Raw genomic sequence first — 15,248 nt, forward strand, 5'->3', positions numbered from 1 at the left:
TAGTTGCCTGCAAACTTAAGGAAAAATCAAAATACATTCCCCAAGTGAAATAAAAAAAGCCATTCCTTGAGAATGGCTTTTTACGATACAGCTTTTTCTATTTGATGATATCCCTTAAACCTAAGTTCTTGATGATAGCACGATAGCGCTCAATATCTTTCTTGTACAGATAAGCCAGGATACCACGACGCTTACCTACCAGTTTCTGCAGCGCCAGCTGAGTAGAATAATCCTTACGGTTTTTCTTCAGGTGCTCAGTCAGGTGCGCGATACGGTAAGTGAACAAAGCGATCTGTCCTTCTGCAGAACCGGTGTTGGTTTCTGCTTCACCGTGTTGTTTGAAGATCTCGGCCTTCTTTTCTTTACTTAAATACATTCTTGAATGGTACTAAAGTGTTTATAAATTAATTAATTGGCTGCAAAGGTACAGTAAATCAACCGGATAAACAATAGGCTGATTGCATTCGACAATAAAGATATTGTCTTAAGTTTGTATCAATTACAAATTATGGAAAAAACACCCTACAGCATTTTTGAAAGCCAGCTAAAAGTACGCCCCGACGATATCGACATGTTCAACCACGTACACAACAGCAAATACTTTGACTATGTGCTCGCCGCCCGTTACGACCAGATGGCAGAGCACTATAAAATGCCCATGGAACACTTCCTGGAGATCGGCTACGGGTGGGTAGTACGCACCGCCATGGTCGAATTCAAGCGGCCGCTGGTTATGGGCGATCAGATCACCGTTCGTACCGGGATCCTGACCATAGATCCCAAAGGCTGCCGCGTACAGTTCGAAATCGAAAACAACCGTACCAGAAAAATCGCGGCCGACGGCTGGTTTGATTACGTCATGATCGATATACGAACCGGCAAGGGTTGCCAGGTCACCGAGGAAATGATCAGAGCCTACAGCATCTAGCCTACCTTTCAATTTCCTCCGTCCAAAGTCAATTACCGATATTTCCGGAATCTGTCCTTAAGTCCCTCCATAACTGACTTCGAACAAGTCCAAAAAATCGCCACAACTAGGCACCAAACCACCTGTATTTCTTCTGAAATGAAATAAACTGCCCTAAGGAGAAAGCAATTCCTTGCTTTATTTAAATAAATCTTATATTTGGTGTCGAAAACCGCAACACAATGAAGTTCTTTGCAGCCCGCTTGAGGTCTTAAGTACTAAGGGCTCCCCCTTTTCTTGAAAACTATATATGTGCCGGCGTTTGTCAGTCGGTAATGCTTCCTATTGATTTTCCATATTTTATTTATGTCAGAACAGAATACAGCTGCCAGGGGCAAGCTATCTCATTTCATTAAGCTCGTCAGACAGTCCGTAAAAGGCGAAGAACAGGACTTTACCAAGGGCAGTATCCGCAGGGCGGTCGTACTGCTGGCCATTCCGATGATGCTGGAAATGGCCATGGAATCGGTTTTCGCACTCGTAGACCTCTATTTTGTTGGCCATCTGCACAACAGCTCGCATGCCATACAAACAGTGGGCCTAACAGAGTCAGTGCTTACGATTATCTACTCTCTGGCCATCGGCATGAGTATGGCAGCTACCGCCGTCGTAGCCCGACGTATTGGCGAAAAAGATCCCGATGCCGCAGCCAAAGCGGGCGCACAGGCCCTGCTGCTGGCCTTCATAATTAACCTGATCATCAGCATAGCAGGCTTTATCTATGCCACAGATATCTTGCTGCTAATGGGTGCTTCTGAAGAAACGGCTACACTGGGAACTCCGTTCATCAAGATCATGATGGGCGGAAGTATCATCATTATGCTGCTCTTTCTTATTAATGGCATCTTCAGAGGTGCGGGCAATGCAGCTATTGCTATGAAAAGTCTGTGGATTGCGAACATCGCCAATATTATGCTTTGCCCAGTGCTGATCGATGGCCTTGGACCCATCCCGGCATTCGGTCTTACAGGAGCAGCAATTGCAACTACTCTAGGCAGAGGGCTCGGTGTATGCTATCAGGTTTTTCACTTACTGAACGGCAGGCACAAGATGAAATTCCACCTGGCTGATTTCAAACCTAACCACAATCAACTTGCGGCACTTGTAAAGATTGCAACGCCAGGCGTTTTCCAGTTCGTGATTGCTTCCTGCAGCTGGATCTTCCTGGCTCAGCTAGTGGCCACTACCGGAGGCGATCACGGCTCTGCAGGATATCAAACAGCGCTTAGGCTGATGATGTTCTTTATGCTGCCGGCCTGGGGCATGAGCAACGCCGCAGCAACGTTAGTGGGCCAAAACTTGGGGGCCAAACATCTGGACCGGGCTGAACAATCGGTCTTGAAAACCGCAAAATACATTGTGCTCTACATGATCGGAGTGATGGTATTTACCTTTACCATAGGGCAGTTCTTCATTGCTTTTTTCAGTAATGACAGACAGATTCAGGAAGTGGCACGTCACGCACTGCAGATCATGAGCACTGGTTATATTTTTTACGGGATGGGGATGGTGCTGATCAGCACTTTTAATGGTGCAGGCGATACATGGACACCTACCTGGGTTAATTTCTTCGGCTTCTGGCTGTTCCAGATCCCGCTTGCCTTTCTACTAGCGAAACACTTTGATCTGGGACCAACAGGAGTATTCATCGCCATTCCAATTGCGGAAACGGCCATTGCCATTGCGGGTTATATCTTGTTCAAAAAAGGTAATTGGAAGACAGTCAAAGTATAACCGGAAGACAGAAGGCGGCTCAGGCAGTCGTCTTCTGCTTTGCTTTCTTTCCGGCTATAGCTGGTTCATAATGAAGGCCAGGTGTAAGCCAGTGCAATAAAATTACCCTTGAATAACGATAATTGAAAGGTGCAAAAATAACAACACCTCCAAACATGAGCGCAGCATAGTACCAGAGATTATCATAGCTAAGCTCAAGTCCTAATATATAGGCTGCGACACCTATAGTGATCATCTCCGCAACGTTCATTGCATAACTGATGAACATAGCTACATAAAAAAAACCTGGCTCGCGTTCGAAGCGAAGCTGGCAATGATTACAATATTCGTTGGTAACCTGCCCCTTAAGCGAATAAGTATTGCCGGGAAAAATATCTCCTTTTCTGCACCGGGGGCATTTACAGGAAACTACAGCCTGAAATTTTGAAATCGGCTCCATATTATTTTACTAGTTGTAAGGCAAAGTTACCCCATAGGAACAAGATATTTTATGATCCAGGTCATGTATTTGCGACTGTTCAGATTTTGACAATTTTTCCACGAAGAAGTCTAAATCGCTTTTCAGTTTCAAGCTGTCTTATGGTACGGATCACCGTCTCAACTCTCAATCCGCTCATGTCCGCAAGTTGCTGGCGGGTTAGTCTAAGCACCTCACCTGATTGCAAGTCCTGAAGCAGATAGTCGATCAGAGTAGCTACCCTGTGGGCAGCCTGTTCGTTAGCCAGCTCTTCAAGCATCATGGATTTGTAGAAAAGCCTGTTGCTCAACGTGTGGATAAGATCCATACTGAAAGCCCGGTCTTCTTCCAGAAGTTCCAGAAACTGCTCCCGGTTAACCACAATGATTTCGGTATCCTGGTCTGCAAGCGTATGGGCAAGATAACGCTTCTGTAGCAACAGTGCAGGTTCTCCAAAATACTGCCCCGACTTAAAGATACCTTGTATGAACTCCCTGCCCTCAGCATTTACAGTAACCATACTTATGCGGCCACTCTTAATAAAGTAAACATATTTTGGTATGGCCCCTGCTTCATATACACATTCACCCTTCTGATAGTGGTAAATGCTATAATTTCTTTCCAGCAAGTATTTTATTATCGACATATCAGATGATCAGTAAACATTTTTGTAAATATCAATTATTGGCATCAATAAGTAAAATTACACTTTAGGGGTATTTACAAAATGCGGAAAAATGTAATAACTTTGAGGAAAACCCAAATAGAAATCAATAAATTAAACATTATGCAATACACTTCTAAGCTAACGCAGTTATTCCTGGGGATGTTAATCCTTACAGGCTTCTCATCGAATGCGCAAGATTCCAAAAACCTGGTTAAGTGGAATGTGGGAGCTCTTGTCCTGAAAAACTTTTCCTTTCAGTATGAGCGGGCCGTCGCTCCGAAAATCTCAGTTGCCGGCGGATTAAGATTTTCACCAAAGTCAAGCCTGCCTTTCAGCTCAGCCCTGGAAAAAGCGATCGATGATGACGATACATGGAACAGCATTAAAGACTTCAAGACAGCCAACTTTGCTTTTACTCCTGAAGTTAGGTTCTATTTTGGAGAAGAAGTATTTAAAGGCTTTTATGTTGCTCCTTTTGTTCGTTATTCCAGTTATTCAATGGATGTTCCTTTTAACTTCGATGTAGAGGACAGACAGGAAACCATGCCTTTAAGCGGTAAACTGAATTCTTTTCAGGGTGGTATATTACTGGGTGCGCAATGGAAGCTGGCCAGCCGGGTGCATCTGGACTGGTGGATCATTGGCCCTAGCTATGGCAGCAGCTCAGGCAGTATTGACGGTAAGAAAAAACTCTCTGCTGAGGAACAACAAGCCTTGCGGGAATCACTTGCAGACCTGGAAGACCTGCCAGTAGTTAAAACTAAATACGCCGTTGACGAAAATGGTGCAAAGGTAAACTTCAGCGGACCAGCTGCCGGGTTGCGGGCCGGACTAGCTATAGGTTTCAGTTTTTAGGCCATTAGCCAATGGTTTCTCTGATCAGCTTGGTATAAAAGTCGCCAAGCTGCATTCCCATGGCCGCTACCTGCTGCGGAATAAAGCTGGTAGCGGTCTGCCCTGGGATGGTATTGATCTCAATGAAATAAAAATCTTCCTCGTCACCCGTAAGAATGAAGTCAATACGCACAACACCCCGGCAGTTAAGCCTACTATAAACAGCTTTCGCAATTGCCGATATCCTTTCGCGTGTAGTTTCACGCAATGGCGCAGGTGTGGTTTCTTTAGCCACACCAGGTGTGTATTTGGCCTCAAAGTCGAAAAATTCCTTTGCAGTTTCTACCTCGGTTACAGGTAATACCGTAATCATTCCGTCCAGCTTTACTACGCCTACAGTAAATTCTCTGCCGGAAATGAACTCTTCAATAAGTATCTGGGTATCTTCTCCAAATGCCCGCTCGATAGCAGTATCAAGGTCGTATGCGTGGCTTACCTTCGTCATCCCGATACTACTGCCACCGTTGTTAGGTTTTACAAAATAGGGTAAACGCAGTTCCTGTTTCAGCTGATGGATATCGTAACCACCATTTTTAAATATCTGTACCGACTTTGCAATGTGAAGTTCGGGGATACCATTGACGATGGCCTTTGTATATCCTTTGTTCATGGTAATTGCGGAGGTCAGAGCATCACAGGTGGTATAAGGGATACCCAGCATATCAAAATAACCCTGCAGTTTGCCGTCCTCGCCAGGTGAACCATGAATAGCAATAAAGACACCTTCGAATGTAATCTTTCTACCTTTAATATTGAGCGAAAAATCGTTGCGGTCTACTTCAATCCTCACAGAATCAGCAGGTTCATAAAACCACCCTTGCTGGGTAAGCATGATCTTGTAAACTTCAAACCTGGCAGGATCAAGGTTCTGTGCTATAGTAGCGGCACTTTTAACTGAAACTACCCATTCACCTGTAGTCCCGCCAGTTAGTAATGCAATCGTCTTCTTCATATTGGTCCAAATATAATTTAGTTGCCGCAGATGTCATTTTAATTCCGATTAAATATTTTTTTAGGCTAAATTTGGACGGTTTACCTTCAGTCACAAAACGCATGGGCAAATTCATTTCCTATCTTAAGACAAAATCCTTTAGAAATAACCTGATTGCTGCCGTCTTAACGGTCATGATCCTGCTTTTCGCTGCATTCTACAGCCTCAGATACTATACAAAGCATGGACAAGGGATTGATGTACCGGCTCTCAAAGGGCTTTCCTTTACCCAGGCAGCAGGAAAACTGGAAGAGTTGGGTCTGAAGTACGAGGTAGATTCAGTGTATATAATGGATACTCCTCCGGGAACAGTGATCGACCAGGACCCCGATGCCCGTACCTTTGTGAAAGACAATCGGACGATCTATCTTACTGTAAGTATGAATACCGCACCGGATGTAAAGTTTCCTGATGTAGAATTTAAGTCTTTGCGTCAAGCCCAGGCCATCATTGAAAGTTTCGGCCTTAAACTTGGCGACACTAGTTACAAGCCGGATGTAAGCCGAGATGTAGTATTGGAAGCTAACTTCGGTGGGCAGCCGATCAAAGCCGGGCAAACGGTACGTAAAGGTTCAAAGATCGATTTTGTGCTGGGCGATGGTAAGGGGAATGAAGAAGTAGATATTCCTATGTTGATCGGGTTGACCAGGGACGAGGCATCTTTTGCTATTAAAAGCGGTGCAATGCTGAGCATTGGTACCATCACCTGGGAAGGACCAATAGCAGACTCAGCAACGGCAGTAGTGATCAGGCAGGATCCGATGATCACAGATACACTGACTAAGGTAAGGATAGGCACTCCCGTGAACATTACGCTTTCCAACAAGAAATAATTTGATTACAGATCATCTATATGTCTAACAAAGAAAAACAGAACACCCCAAGAGGTAAATCTAAGGTATGGCTGGCATTGGTATTGGCAGTATTGGTTGTCGGGTCTTATTATGCGCTGCAATTTTACAAGACCTATTTTGGCCCTAACGTAAGCGGGAAGGAAAAATACCTTTATGTACGTACAGGTTACCGGCTGGCAGACGTAGAAAAGGAACTCCAACTGAAAGATGCACTACTTGACCTGAAAAGTTTTAACAAGGCAGCGGAAAAAATGGGACTTGCTGCCGCGTTGAAACCAGGCCGCTACAGCCTAAACAAGGGCATGAACAACCGAAGCATCATCAATATGCTGAAGGCAGGCAACCAGGACCCCGTAAAGCTGAAGTTCCAGAATCTCAGAAAGAAAGAGAACTTCGCCGCCTATCTGTCAAGGAACCTGGAACCCGATTCGACAACCTTCATTAAGGTACTCGATTCCGCGGCATTACTGGAAAAATATGGTTTCGATAAAGACAACAGTTATGTTATGTTCATTCCGAACACTTACGAAATGTACTGGAATATCTCTGCAACTGAATTTTTCGCACGTATGCACAGAGAATATGAAAAGTTTTGGAATCCAAGCCGTAAACAGAAGGCCACAGCACTGAACCTTACACCGATACAGGTCAGTATCCTGGCTTCTATTGTAGATGCCGAGGCCTTATATGACAGAGAAATGCCTACTATTGCAGGTCTCTACCTGAACCGTCTGAAAAAAGGGATATTGCTTCAGGCTGATCCAACTGTGATTTTCGCCAATGATGATTTTACAGTCAAGCGCGTTACCAGCGCACTATTGGCTTCTGCTTCGAGGTACAATACCTATAAATACACCGGGCTACCTCCAGGTCCGATCATGATGCCGAGCATCAATGCAATAGATTCCGTACTTAACCATGAACAGAATGATTACATTTATATGTGCGCGAAAGAAGATTTTTCAGGTTACCACAACTTTGCAGTAACCAAGGAAGAACATGAGCGCAATGCGAAAAAGTACCGTGATGCCTTAAATAAACGCAATATATTCAGATAATAAATATCATCACCTATGTATACGCACACTACCAGGATCAGGGTAAGATATGGAGAGACAGACCAAATGGGATATGTTTATTATGGAAATTATGCGGAGTATTACGAAGTAGGCCGGGTAGAAATGCTGCGCAGTCTGGGAATGGATTACGCAGGCATGGAACGTGACGGGGTTATGTTACCTGTACTTGAACTGAACTGCAAGTTCATCAAACCAGCCCTCTATGACCAGGAGATCACTATTGTGACGACAGTAAATGAATTACCGGGTGTCAGGATACACTTCGAATACGAGTTATTCAACAACGCTGGTGATCTGATCAACACTGGGAATACAACACTGGTATTTATCGATATGGCCAAAAACAGGCCATGTCCAGCCCCCGCCGAGTTCATGGAACGGTTGCGGGCACATTTTTAATTTACTAACGTTAAATTTTTATAAACGGGAGCTCAATGGAATGGGTGCACAGGCAGCTTTTAAAGATCAAGCTCTATTCGGCATTTATCGAATGGACTAAAATCTGTGTGTTGCCAGGATTCAGTCCCCTACCCCTTTACACTGTCGCTACTTTCTTTTTCCGTGAGATCGGAAAAGATTCCCTTGTGAATAAAGCTTCCTCCCTGGCTTACAATTTTATGTTAGCCATATTTCCAGGTATCATCTTTTTATTTACGCTTATTCCTTTTATCCCTAAAGGCATTGGCTTTCAGCGGCAGTTGATGAAACTGATCGTGCTGGTCCTGCCTGCCGATGCCTACAAAGCCTTCAATTCTACCCTGGATGAGATCGTGAACAAGCAAAATGGCGGTTTGCTTTCTTTCGGTTTTGTGCTGTCCCTTTTCTTTGCGACCAACGGTGTCCATAAGCTGATGATGGCATTTAATAAATCTTCTCTCATCATTGAGACCAGGAGTTGGTTGAAGCAGCGTATGATCGCGATAGTATTGACGCTGACCATTGCCTTCTCTGTGATCATCTGCATTATCGCTATGACCGTCGGCGAGCTGGCCTTACGCTATATAGATACAGAACTGCATTTGAAAGACTCATTTTCAGGCTTTGTAATTCAGCTGACACGATGGGCTTTGCTGGGTATCCTTTATTTTGTAACCATCTCGATACTGTATCGTTATGGCCCCGCACATGCAAAGAAATGGAAGTTTTTCAGCGCCGGATCCTGGCTGGCTACTGTGCTGGCTTTCCTCACGATCTGGGGTTTTTCGTTTTACATTAACCATTTCGGAGCCTATAATAAAGTTTATGGCTCCATCGGTACGCTGATCGTCATGATGATCTGGTTGTATCTGAATTCGCTGATCCTACTGGTAGGCTTTGAGCTTAACGCAAGTGTAGACCTATCCAAGCGGAGCGTAAAAATCATCCGCCCTACCTACAATCTGTTCAAAAAATAGGCTTTCACAGCGAACAACAGCAGGTCATAACAAACTTTTATCGCTCTGTTTTAAGCCTTTATCAATTTTCTATTAAAAAAACAAGATCATAATTTGCAGAATCATCCCGTATTTGTACTTTTGCAGCGGAAAGTTGGCAGAGTGGTCGAATGCGGCGGTCTTGAAAACCGTTGACTGTTACAGGTCCGGGGGTTCGAATCCCTCACTTTCCGCTGATAAGATATCAGAATCATAAAAACCGCCTTAATCTTGCATTAAGGCGGTTTTTTTATTTCCAGGGTTACGAGAAAATTCGATCTTCAAACGGCTGCACTTACGTAATGCAGGATAGCGAACAACATTTTTTGCAAGTATCCCGGCCGGCATTTCCAAATAAAAACATCGGATTTAAGCGATTTTGTCATCTTATACATAAACGTCACGAATTCAAACCTGAATTTTCGATTTCAAATTGCCTATCTCACAGTGTACTCAAAGTTCCGGACACTTGATTTCCCATCAGGGGTTTGCATCGTCAATGGATAACCCTCATCATCATAAGTATAAACATAAGTATCCTTAATTTTAATGTTATAACCCGGCTCGGTAAGTATTTCTACAGGGTTGTTCACAGATACATTGTCAACAGATCTCATGGCTAGCTTCATGTCGGAATTCCAATATGGATTTCTCTTATCATCATATGTATAGGTATAAACATAACCGTTTTCGCTCTTCTTTGTGATAATATTTTCTCCATTGTAACCATATTCACTAACGCCCGTCAACTTGCCACCAGATATCGTTTCTATTTTGACAACCTTATTATCCGCATAAATAAAATTAGTAGACGATGTCCCGCGGATAACTCCGGACTGCTATACAAAGTTTCGGTAGCGCCCTTAACCCTGCCGTTCTCGTAGATATATTTTGAGATTGACTTAACCGTAGTGTTTTTGCCAAACAAATATTCCACCACACTGAGCTTACCGTCTTTGTAAGTGTAGGTACTCGTCTGTCCGCCCTCCTCTATTTTCTTTACCAAGCGATTCTGATCATCATAAGTAAAAAGCGCCTCGCGTTGGACCGTTCTCGTCTGATTATAATAATCCGTTCCCCACACTCTGGTAAGCAGCTTCACCGGGTGAGGTTTCTCTTTCTGCTCTTTTGAATTGTCCTTTTTCCTGCAAGCCTGCAGCAATACTATTGCTACAACAAGCCCAAACGTTAATTTCTTATTCATTTTTTTAGGTTTTACAAGAAAAAAATTTATTAATTTTTTAAATGAACCATAAATAAAATTTGTGACAGACAGTGCCGATTGCCAGGAGCAGTCCCGCGCTGTTGCTATTTGGCGGGGAAGATACCGCGGAGTTCAAACAGCGGGTAAAAACTGTAATTCTGTATTCCCCCGAAAGCCAGACCGGTTGGTTCAGTGTGCTTTATAGTCCCCTGAACAATGGCACAGAAAGATAGATCCTGTAATCCTTTATCCGGCCATTTGCATTGTCCTGACGAGGCAATAATGTCATTGCAGCAACCTCATAAGCTTTCCCCAGATCGATCACGATTTGATGGGGCGGCTTTGGCGAACGGCTTTCCCATTCAGTATGCCAGTAACTGGTAAGCTGAAGATCAAAAACATTAGATGCATTTCCATCACCGCCGGAAAGCTCCTCACTATCCGCAAAAACCACCTTCCAGTTATCTCGGGGTATTTCATTTCCATTCTTATTATACAAATTGATCTCCGCAATCGTGGTAAAGGGCTGACCCGTTTGTTCCGATAAGGCTTCAAGTGCAAAATACCTTGCCGTTGTAGTTTTAAAATTAACCGTCTGTAATTTACTCACGTCTTCAAATGTTCCTTCAGCAACCAAACTACCTTCTGCAGGTTGCCATTTCTGATCGGCTGTCCTGTGCTTTCCAGGCTGTATTTCATTTACCTGATCCAGAACAGGGTGATCTAAGAAATTAAGCACAGGAGTAGCTGAGCCGTACAGATCAAAGATAACCACTTCATTATTCCCCTTATGCAACCAGCTTTTTGGTACAAGCATCGTCTGTGTTGGGCCTATACTCCAGAAACTTCCCAGACACTGACCATTTATCCATACCAATCCCTTATTCCATTTGCTTACATCCAGATAGGTGTCCTCATTCTTATTGACCCAAAAGCTACCTTTATAGAAACCGGCCTCCGGCCTTTGACCAGTAAAAGGTTTGTATACCAGGGGGATATTCTGATCACCCAGGCGAATGGGGTGATTGTTCCAGTGCTTAATCATCTTACTTTTATTGTCAGCACCGGTCAATGTCACACTTCCATGTATCCCTTTGCGGTCATGCATGTGTCCTCCATAGTTCACACGCCCTGTAGCCTCAACAAGAACAGTAAGCCGTGCTGGCTTATTTCTATCCGGGATAGCTAAACTGTATTTATTTTTCCTCCGGTCAAGACTTCCGACAAGCTTATTATCTATATAAACCAGGGCATAGTCATGGATCTCACCAAACCTTAATACCTCCTGCTTTCCCGCAGGTAGAACAGACTGGTACCATACACACCCAAAATCCTGGTTCAGGTCTTCCATAAGCATTGCAGTATCACTCGATACCGGACTGGTAAGATTTTGTCTCAGACTCGCAAATGAATTAAACTTAACTGGTGCCGGTGCCTGGAACCCTGTCCGCGCAGGCACCTCGGTAAGTGTTTCACCTTCCTGCAGATAATTTCCAAACAATTCTCTCAGGGCGAAGAACTTTTCCGTAGGATTTCCAGCCTCATCTATAGGTGCATCATAATCATAACTACTGGTTTGGGGCAGATAAGGCGGCGAATTCGCACCGCTATAAGTACTAAAGGTTGTTCCTCCATGCACCATATAAATACTAAAGGAAGCTTTTCGGTCCAGCATATATTTCAGTTCACTCACAATTCTCTTCGTATCTCCGGTGTGATGTGGGCGGCCCCAGCTGTCAAACCAGCCAGGATAATACTCCCCGCACATCAAAGGACCTGCAGGCTGGATTTCTCTCAATGGTTTAAAATTACTTTCCGGATCACTTCCAAAATTCACTACCGCAAACAGACCCTCAGGATGATCCGCTTTCAGCTGCGAGGGCCCGTCGCAATGGAACAACGGTACATTAAACCCAGCTGCTGTCAGATCAGCCTTAATGATATTCATATAATCCTTATCCGACCCATAGCTGCCATATTCATTTTCAACCTGGACCATTATTATATTTCCGCCATTGGTGATCTGCAGAGGTGCCAACTCCTTTCCTACTTCCATCATGTATTTGCGGCTCCGGTCCAGGTAATAAGGATGCTGCGTACGCAGTTTGATTGACTTATCCTTTAAAAGCCACCACGGAAATCCGCCAAATTCCCATTCTGCACAGGAATAAGGACCCGGCCTGAGTATGACATACAGGCCCTCTTCCTGGGCAATTTTACAGAACGCGCCGGCATCCGCTTGTCCGGTCCAGTTGAACTGGTCTTTCTTATGCTCATGCATGTTCCAGAAAAGATAGGCGCATACCGTGTTCAAGCCCATAGCTTTCGCCATTTTTAATCTGTTACGCCATTCAGCCTTGGGAATGCGCGCAAAATGCATCTCTCCGCAGCGTATAACATAGGGTTTTCCATTTAATTCAAACGCATCACTGCCGATCGCAAAGGTCTGTGCCTTTTTTTGCGCCCTAACTGAAAGCGACATTACTGCCAGTAACAGGTAAATCAATTTTCTTTTCATCTGGTTTATTAATCTTTGGATATTAGATCACAATGCTTTTATAAATATATGGCAAGTACAATCCTCATTTTCCCCTAATGATACGCAAACGGTTGATAGACCTATGACAGCGGCTTTTTAAGGTTATATAAAAAATTCCTGCCAGACATTCTTACTTTGACCTTACCTGGTTTAGCGGAAAATATAGCGTAACTGGTAACTATACCATCCTTCCAGCTCATATCAACTGTATAACCTCCTCTTGCCTTAAGCCCCTTAACCGTACCATTTTTCCAGGCATCTGGCAGCGATGGCAATAAATCAATACAGCCATCGTGACTTTGTAACAGCATTTCAGCCATGCCTGCTGTTGCACCGAAATTACCGTCAATCTGAAATGGAGGATGCGCAGAAAGCAGGTTCGGATATACACCTCCGCTGCCAGTCGGGTTATCCGGCCTGGCAATGGGTCTTAAAATTTCCGTTAGCAACCGGAATGCGCGGTTGCCATCATGCAATCTCGCCCAAAACAGCATCTTATAAGCCATAGACCAGCTTGTGCTCTTATCACCCCTGACCTCAAGCGTTTTCCTTGCGGCCCTGGCGAGCGCGGGAGTGGAAAGGGGTGTGATCAGCGAAGCGGGATAAACTCCGTATAGATGAGAAATGTGTCGATGCGTAGGCTCCGTTTCCTTATAATCCTCCAGCCACTCCTGTATGCGACCGTCTTTACTGATTACTCCTGGCGGGGGAACCGCCTTAAGAATGGTCTCCAGCTCCTTTCTAAAGCCTGCATCGGTCCCCAGGTGCCTTGAGGCCGTAATAACATGACCAAACAGTTCCCTTACAATCTGATTATCAATGGTCGGCCCCATGCAAATGCTTGCAGTCTTTCCATTCGCCATGTAGAAGGTGTTCTCGGGTGAAACAGAGGGGGATGTAACCATCCATCCCGTTTTCGGGTCCCTGATCAGCACACTTTTATAAAACTCTGCCGAACCCTTTAATACCGGGTAGATACTTTTCAGATAATTCAGATCATTCGTAAAAGCATAATGGTCCCATAAATTACTGCAAAGCCATCCCGAACCGGCGTTAGACGCACCCCATGAAGCGTTTTCGCCCGGCTCTGTAAAGCCCCAGACATTAGTTATCACGTGTGCGATCCAGCCCTTTGCTTCGTAATAAGCCTTTGCAGTTTTTGTGCCCGGACCGACAAGATTTTTAACCAATTCTGCAAGCGGCATGTTCAATTCGGAGAGGTTTGTTACTTCAAGCGGCCAATGATTCATCTGTACATTTACATCCAGATGGTAGTCTCCGTTCCAGGCCGTATTGATCTCCTGTGCCCATAGTCCCTGTAAATTTGGCGGCAGCAAACCGACCCGCGTACTGCTGATGCTCAGGTATCTTCCATACTGAAAAAACAATGCCGCAAACGAGGGATCATTATTAAAGTTATTGTAATAATCATTCAGCCTGACATCAGTCGCAAGCCCCGCTGAAGGACCTTCTCCGAGATCAATAGATACTCTGTCAAAGAATTTACCAAAATTGGCAACATGTCTTTCTTTTTGAAGTCCATAGGGCTTTTTCATAGCCGCTGTCAAAAACTGACTTGTTTTTTCCTGAAATGCAAAACCTTTAAAATCTGTTCCGGCTGAAATGTAAATCACGACTTCCGTAGCATCTTTAATTACCAGCTTATTATTATCCGGATAAACAGTGCCATCTTTTAATTTGGTCCGCACCCTGGCCAGATACCGCATTCCCATACCATCAGTACCATTATTAAGCTGCCCGGACATCTGCAGTTCATCACCTTCGGTCTTAACGCTGTACCGTTCGGGCCTGTTCATGGATATCTGGCAATTAAGTGCCCCAGGGCGATCAGCGGTCAGTCTGATAACATTGACGTCGTCATCAAAACTGCAGAAATACTCCCTCTTATAATTCACGCCATCCAGTGTAAATGTACAGCTGGCAGTCGCCTGGTTTAATAACAGTTCACGACGGTATTGTCCGGCCTTGGGTTGTCCCGTCTGGTGTCCGCTATAGGCAAAGTCTATCTCCAATGCACCCATGGTTTGATATTTGCCCCATCTTTCACCTGCAGAGCCCTCTCCTTTACAGACAAAATTGCGGTTTACCAAAGCCTGAGCTTCGTCATTCTTTCCTTCGAGGATCAGTTTCCTGATAGCGGGAAGACTTTTATATGCCTCATAGTTATTGGCGTCCTGCGGGCCGCCAGACCACAGTGTAATGTCGTTGAGGACAATCCTCTCCTTTAGTATACCTCCGTCGGGAGTCATTCCCAGCCGGCCATTTCCCAGCGGTAATGCGGCCTCCCAGATTTCCGCCGGCTTATCGTACCATAATTTTAACGGCTTTTGCCGGGCAATTACCTTTGTAAAGGTGAAATGGCAAAGACAACATATGATTAATAATCTTCTCATGATACGTGTATTTCTTTTACTTATATCCCAAACTAA

Annotated in this window: 15 protein-coding genes and 1 tRNA gene; 8 read left to right on the top strand and 8 right to left on the bottom strand. The window is 44.4% G+C overall.

Annotated features, from left to right (window positions below; genetic code table 11):
- Positions 1–97 precede the first annotated feature (97 nt).
- Positions 98–376: a 30S ribosomal protein S15 gene (gene rpsO, locus P2W84_RS02275; RefSeq protein ID WP_276088479.1), complete on the bottom strand. Its 279-nt coding sequence runs from the start codon at positions 374–376 to the stop codon at positions 98–100.
- A 132-nt stretch (positions 377–508) separates the two neighbouring features.
- On the opposite strand from rpsO, the gene P2W84_RS02280 reads away from it, so the two are divergent.
- The gene (locus P2W84_RS02280) at positions 509–928 is read left to right on the top strand and encodes an acyl-CoA thioesterase (RefSeq protein ID WP_276088480.1); all 420 of its coding nucleotides are present in this window, start codon (positions 509–511) and stop codon (positions 926–928) included.
- Between the two features lie 345 nt (positions 929–1,273).
- Entirely contained in the window at positions 1,274–2,701 is a 1,428-nt protein-coding gene (locus P2W84_RS02285; protein ID WP_276088481.1) for an MATE family efflux transporter, read from the top strand.
- Between the two features lie 19 nt (positions 2,702–2,720).
- On the opposite strand, the gene P2W84_RS02290 is transcribed toward P2W84_RS02285, so the two are convergent.
- Positions 2,721–3,140: a DUF983 domain-containing protein gene (locus tag P2W84_RS02290; RefSeq protein WP_276088482.1), complete on the bottom strand. Its 420-nt coding sequence runs from the start codon at positions 3,138–3,140 to the stop codon at positions 2,721–2,723.
- Positions 3,141–3,219: 79 nt separating this feature from the next.
- Positions 3,220–3,804 (bottom strand): Crp/Fnr family transcriptional regulator, encoded by a 585-nt coding sequence (locus tag P2W84_RS02295; RefSeq protein WP_276088483.1) that lies wholly within the window; start codon positions 3,802–3,804, stop codon positions 3,220–3,222.
- Positions 3,805–3,945: 141 nt separating this feature from the next.
- Here P2W84_RS02295 and P2W84_RS02300 point away from each other — a divergent pair, with 141 nt between their 5' ends.
- A complete protein-coding gene (locus tag P2W84_RS02300) occupies positions 3,946–4,680 on the top strand; it encodes a DUF3575 domain-containing protein (protein WP_276088484.1) in 735 nt (244 codons plus the stop codon).
- A gap of 4 nt (positions 4,681–4,684) precedes the next feature.
- Here the strand turns inward: P2W84_RS02300 and P2W84_RS02305 are convergent, their stop codons facing one another.
- Positions 4,685–5,671: a D-alanine--D-alanine ligase gene (locus P2W84_RS02305; protein WP_276088485.1), complete on the bottom strand. Its 987-nt coding sequence runs from the start codon at positions 5,669–5,671 to the stop codon at positions 4,685–4,687.
- Positions 5,672–5,772: 101 nt separating this feature from the next.
- Between P2W84_RS02305 and P2W84_RS02310 the strand changes: the two genes are divergently transcribed.
- The 5 genes from P2W84_RS02310 (at position 5,773) to P2W84_RS02330 (ending at position 9,249) form a co-directional block, all read left to right on the top strand.
- The gene (locus P2W84_RS02310; protein WP_276088486.1) at positions 5,773–6,543 is read left to right on the top strand and encodes a PASTA domain-containing protein; all 771 of its coding nucleotides are present in this window, start codon (positions 5,773–5,775) and stop codon (positions 6,541–6,543) included.
- A gap of 20 nt (positions 6,544–6,563) precedes the next feature.
- On the top strand, positions 6,564–7,622 hold the full coding sequence (gene mltG / locus P2W84_RS02315) for an endolytic transglycosylase MltG (protein WP_276088487.1): 1,059 nt from the start codon (positions 6,564–6,566) through the stop codon (positions 7,620–7,622).
- Between the two features lie 15 nt (positions 7,623–7,637).
- Positions 7,638–8,042 carry a thioesterase family protein gene (locus tag P2W84_RS02320; protein ID WP_276088488.1) on the top strand — a complete coding sequence of 135 codons (405 nt, stop codon included), beginning with the start codon at positions 7,638–7,640 and terminating at the stop codon, positions 8,040–8,042.
- Between the two features lie 35 nt (positions 8,043–8,077).
- A complete protein-coding gene (locus P2W84_RS02325) occupies positions 8,078–9,037 on the top strand; it encodes a YihY/virulence factor BrkB family protein (RefSeq protein ID WP_276088489.1) in 960 nt (319 codons plus the stop codon).
- Between the two features lie 127 nt (positions 9,038–9,164).
- Positions 9,165–9,249 (top strand) — tRNA-Ser (locus tag P2W84_RS02330).
- A 243-nt stretch (positions 9,250–9,492) separates the two neighbouring features.
- On the opposite strand, the gene P2W84_RS02335 is transcribed toward P2W84_RS02330, so the two are convergent.
- The 4 genes from P2W84_RS02335 to P2W84_RS02350 all read right to left on the bottom strand — a co-directional run bounded on the left by P2W84_RS02335 (position 9,493) and on the right by P2W84_RS02350 (position 15,212).
- Positions 9,493–9,684: a hypothetical protein gene (locus P2W84_RS02335; RefSeq protein ID WP_276088490.1), complete on the bottom strand. Its 192-nt coding sequence runs from the start codon at positions 9,682–9,684 to the stop codon at positions 9,493–9,495.
- A gap of 140 nt (positions 9,685–9,824) precedes the next feature.
- The gene (locus tag P2W84_RS02340) at positions 9,825–10,259 is read right to left on the bottom strand and encodes a hypothetical protein (RefSeq protein ID WP_276088491.1); all 435 of its coding nucleotides are present in this window, start codon (positions 10,257–10,259) and stop codon (positions 9,825–9,827) included.
- Positions 10,260–10,458: 199 nt separating this feature from the next.
- Positions 10,459–12,777, bottom strand: a complete 2,319-nt coding sequence (locus tag P2W84_RS02345; RefSeq protein ID WP_276088492.1) for a beta-galactosidase — start codon at positions 12,775–12,777, stop codon at positions 10,459–10,461.
- 101 nt (positions 12,778–12,878) lie between these two features.
- A complete protein-coding gene (locus P2W84_RS02350) occupies positions 12,879–15,212 on the bottom strand; it encodes a glycoside hydrolase family 95 protein (RefSeq protein WP_276088493.1) in 2,334 nt (777 codons plus the stop codon).
- Positions 15,213–15,248: the final 36 nt, after the last annotated feature.

The sequence above is a fragment of the Pedobacter sp. JY14-1 genome (genome assembly GCF_029269825.1).
In the GTDB taxonomy this organism is placed as follows: Bacteria; Bacteroidota; Bacteroidia; order Sphingobacteriales; family Sphingobacteriaceae; genus Pedobacter.

What these genes read in the sequence shown, in the direction of transcription:
- rpsO (WP_276088479.1), bottom strand. Translation starts at nt 376, where the DNA reads ATGTATTTAAGTAAAGAAAAGAAGGCCGAGATCTTCAAACAACACGGT.
- P2W84_RS02280 (WP_276088480.1), top strand. Translation starts at nt 509, where the DNA reads ATGGAAAAAACACCCTACAGCATTTTTGAAAGCCAGCTAAAAGTACGC.
- P2W84_RS02285 (WP_276088481.1), top strand. Translation starts at nt 1,274, where the DNA reads ATGTCAGAACAGAATACAGCTGCCAGGGGCAAGCTATCTCATTTCATT.
- P2W84_RS02290 (WP_276088482.1), bottom strand. Translation starts at nt 3,140, where the DNA reads ATGGAGCCGATTTCAAAATTTCAGGCTGTAGTTTCCTGTAAATGCCCC.
- P2W84_RS02295 (WP_276088483.1), bottom strand. Translation starts at nt 3,804, where the DNA reads ATGTCGATAATAAAATACTTGCTGGAAAGAAATTATAGCATTTACCAC.
- P2W84_RS02300 (WP_276088484.1), top strand. Translation starts at nt 3,946, where the DNA reads ATGCAATACACTTCTAAGCTAACGCAGTTATTCCTGGGGATGTTAATC.
- P2W84_RS02305 (WP_276088485.1), bottom strand. Translation starts at nt 5,671, where the DNA reads ATGAAGAAGACGATTGCATTACTAACTGGCGGGACTACAGGTGAATGG.
- P2W84_RS02310 (WP_276088486.1), top strand. Translation starts at nt 5,773, where the DNA reads ATGGGCAAATTCATTTCCTATCTTAAGACAAAATCCTTTAGAAATAAC.
- mltG (WP_276088487.1), top strand. Translation starts at nt 6,564, where the DNA reads ATGTCTAACAAAGAAAAACAGAACACCCCAAGAGGTAAATCTAAGGTA.
- P2W84_RS02320 (WP_276088488.1), top strand. Translation starts at nt 7,638, where the DNA reads ATGTATACGCACACTACCAGGATCAGGGTAAGATATGGAGAGACAGAC.
- P2W84_RS02325 (WP_276088489.1), top strand. Translation starts at nt 8,078, where the DNA reads ATGGAATGGGTGCACAGGCAGCTTTTAAAGATCAAGCTCTATTCGGCA.
- P2W84_RS02335 (WP_276088490.1), bottom strand. Translation starts at nt 9,684, where the DNA reads ATGAAGCTAGCCATGAGATCTGTTGACAATGTATCTGTGAACAACCCT.
- P2W84_RS02340 (WP_276088491.1), bottom strand. Translation starts at nt 10,259, where the DNA reads ATGAATAAGAAATTAACGTTTGGGCTTGTTGTAGCAATAGTATTGCTG.
- P2W84_RS02345 (WP_276088492.1), bottom strand. Translation starts at nt 12,777, where the DNA reads ATGAAAAGAAAATTGATTTACCTGTTACTGGCAGTAATGTCGCTTTCA.
- P2W84_RS02350 (WP_276088493.1), bottom strand. Translation starts at nt 15,212, where the DNA reads ATGAGAAGATTATTAATCATATGTTGTCTTTGCCATTTCACCTTTACA.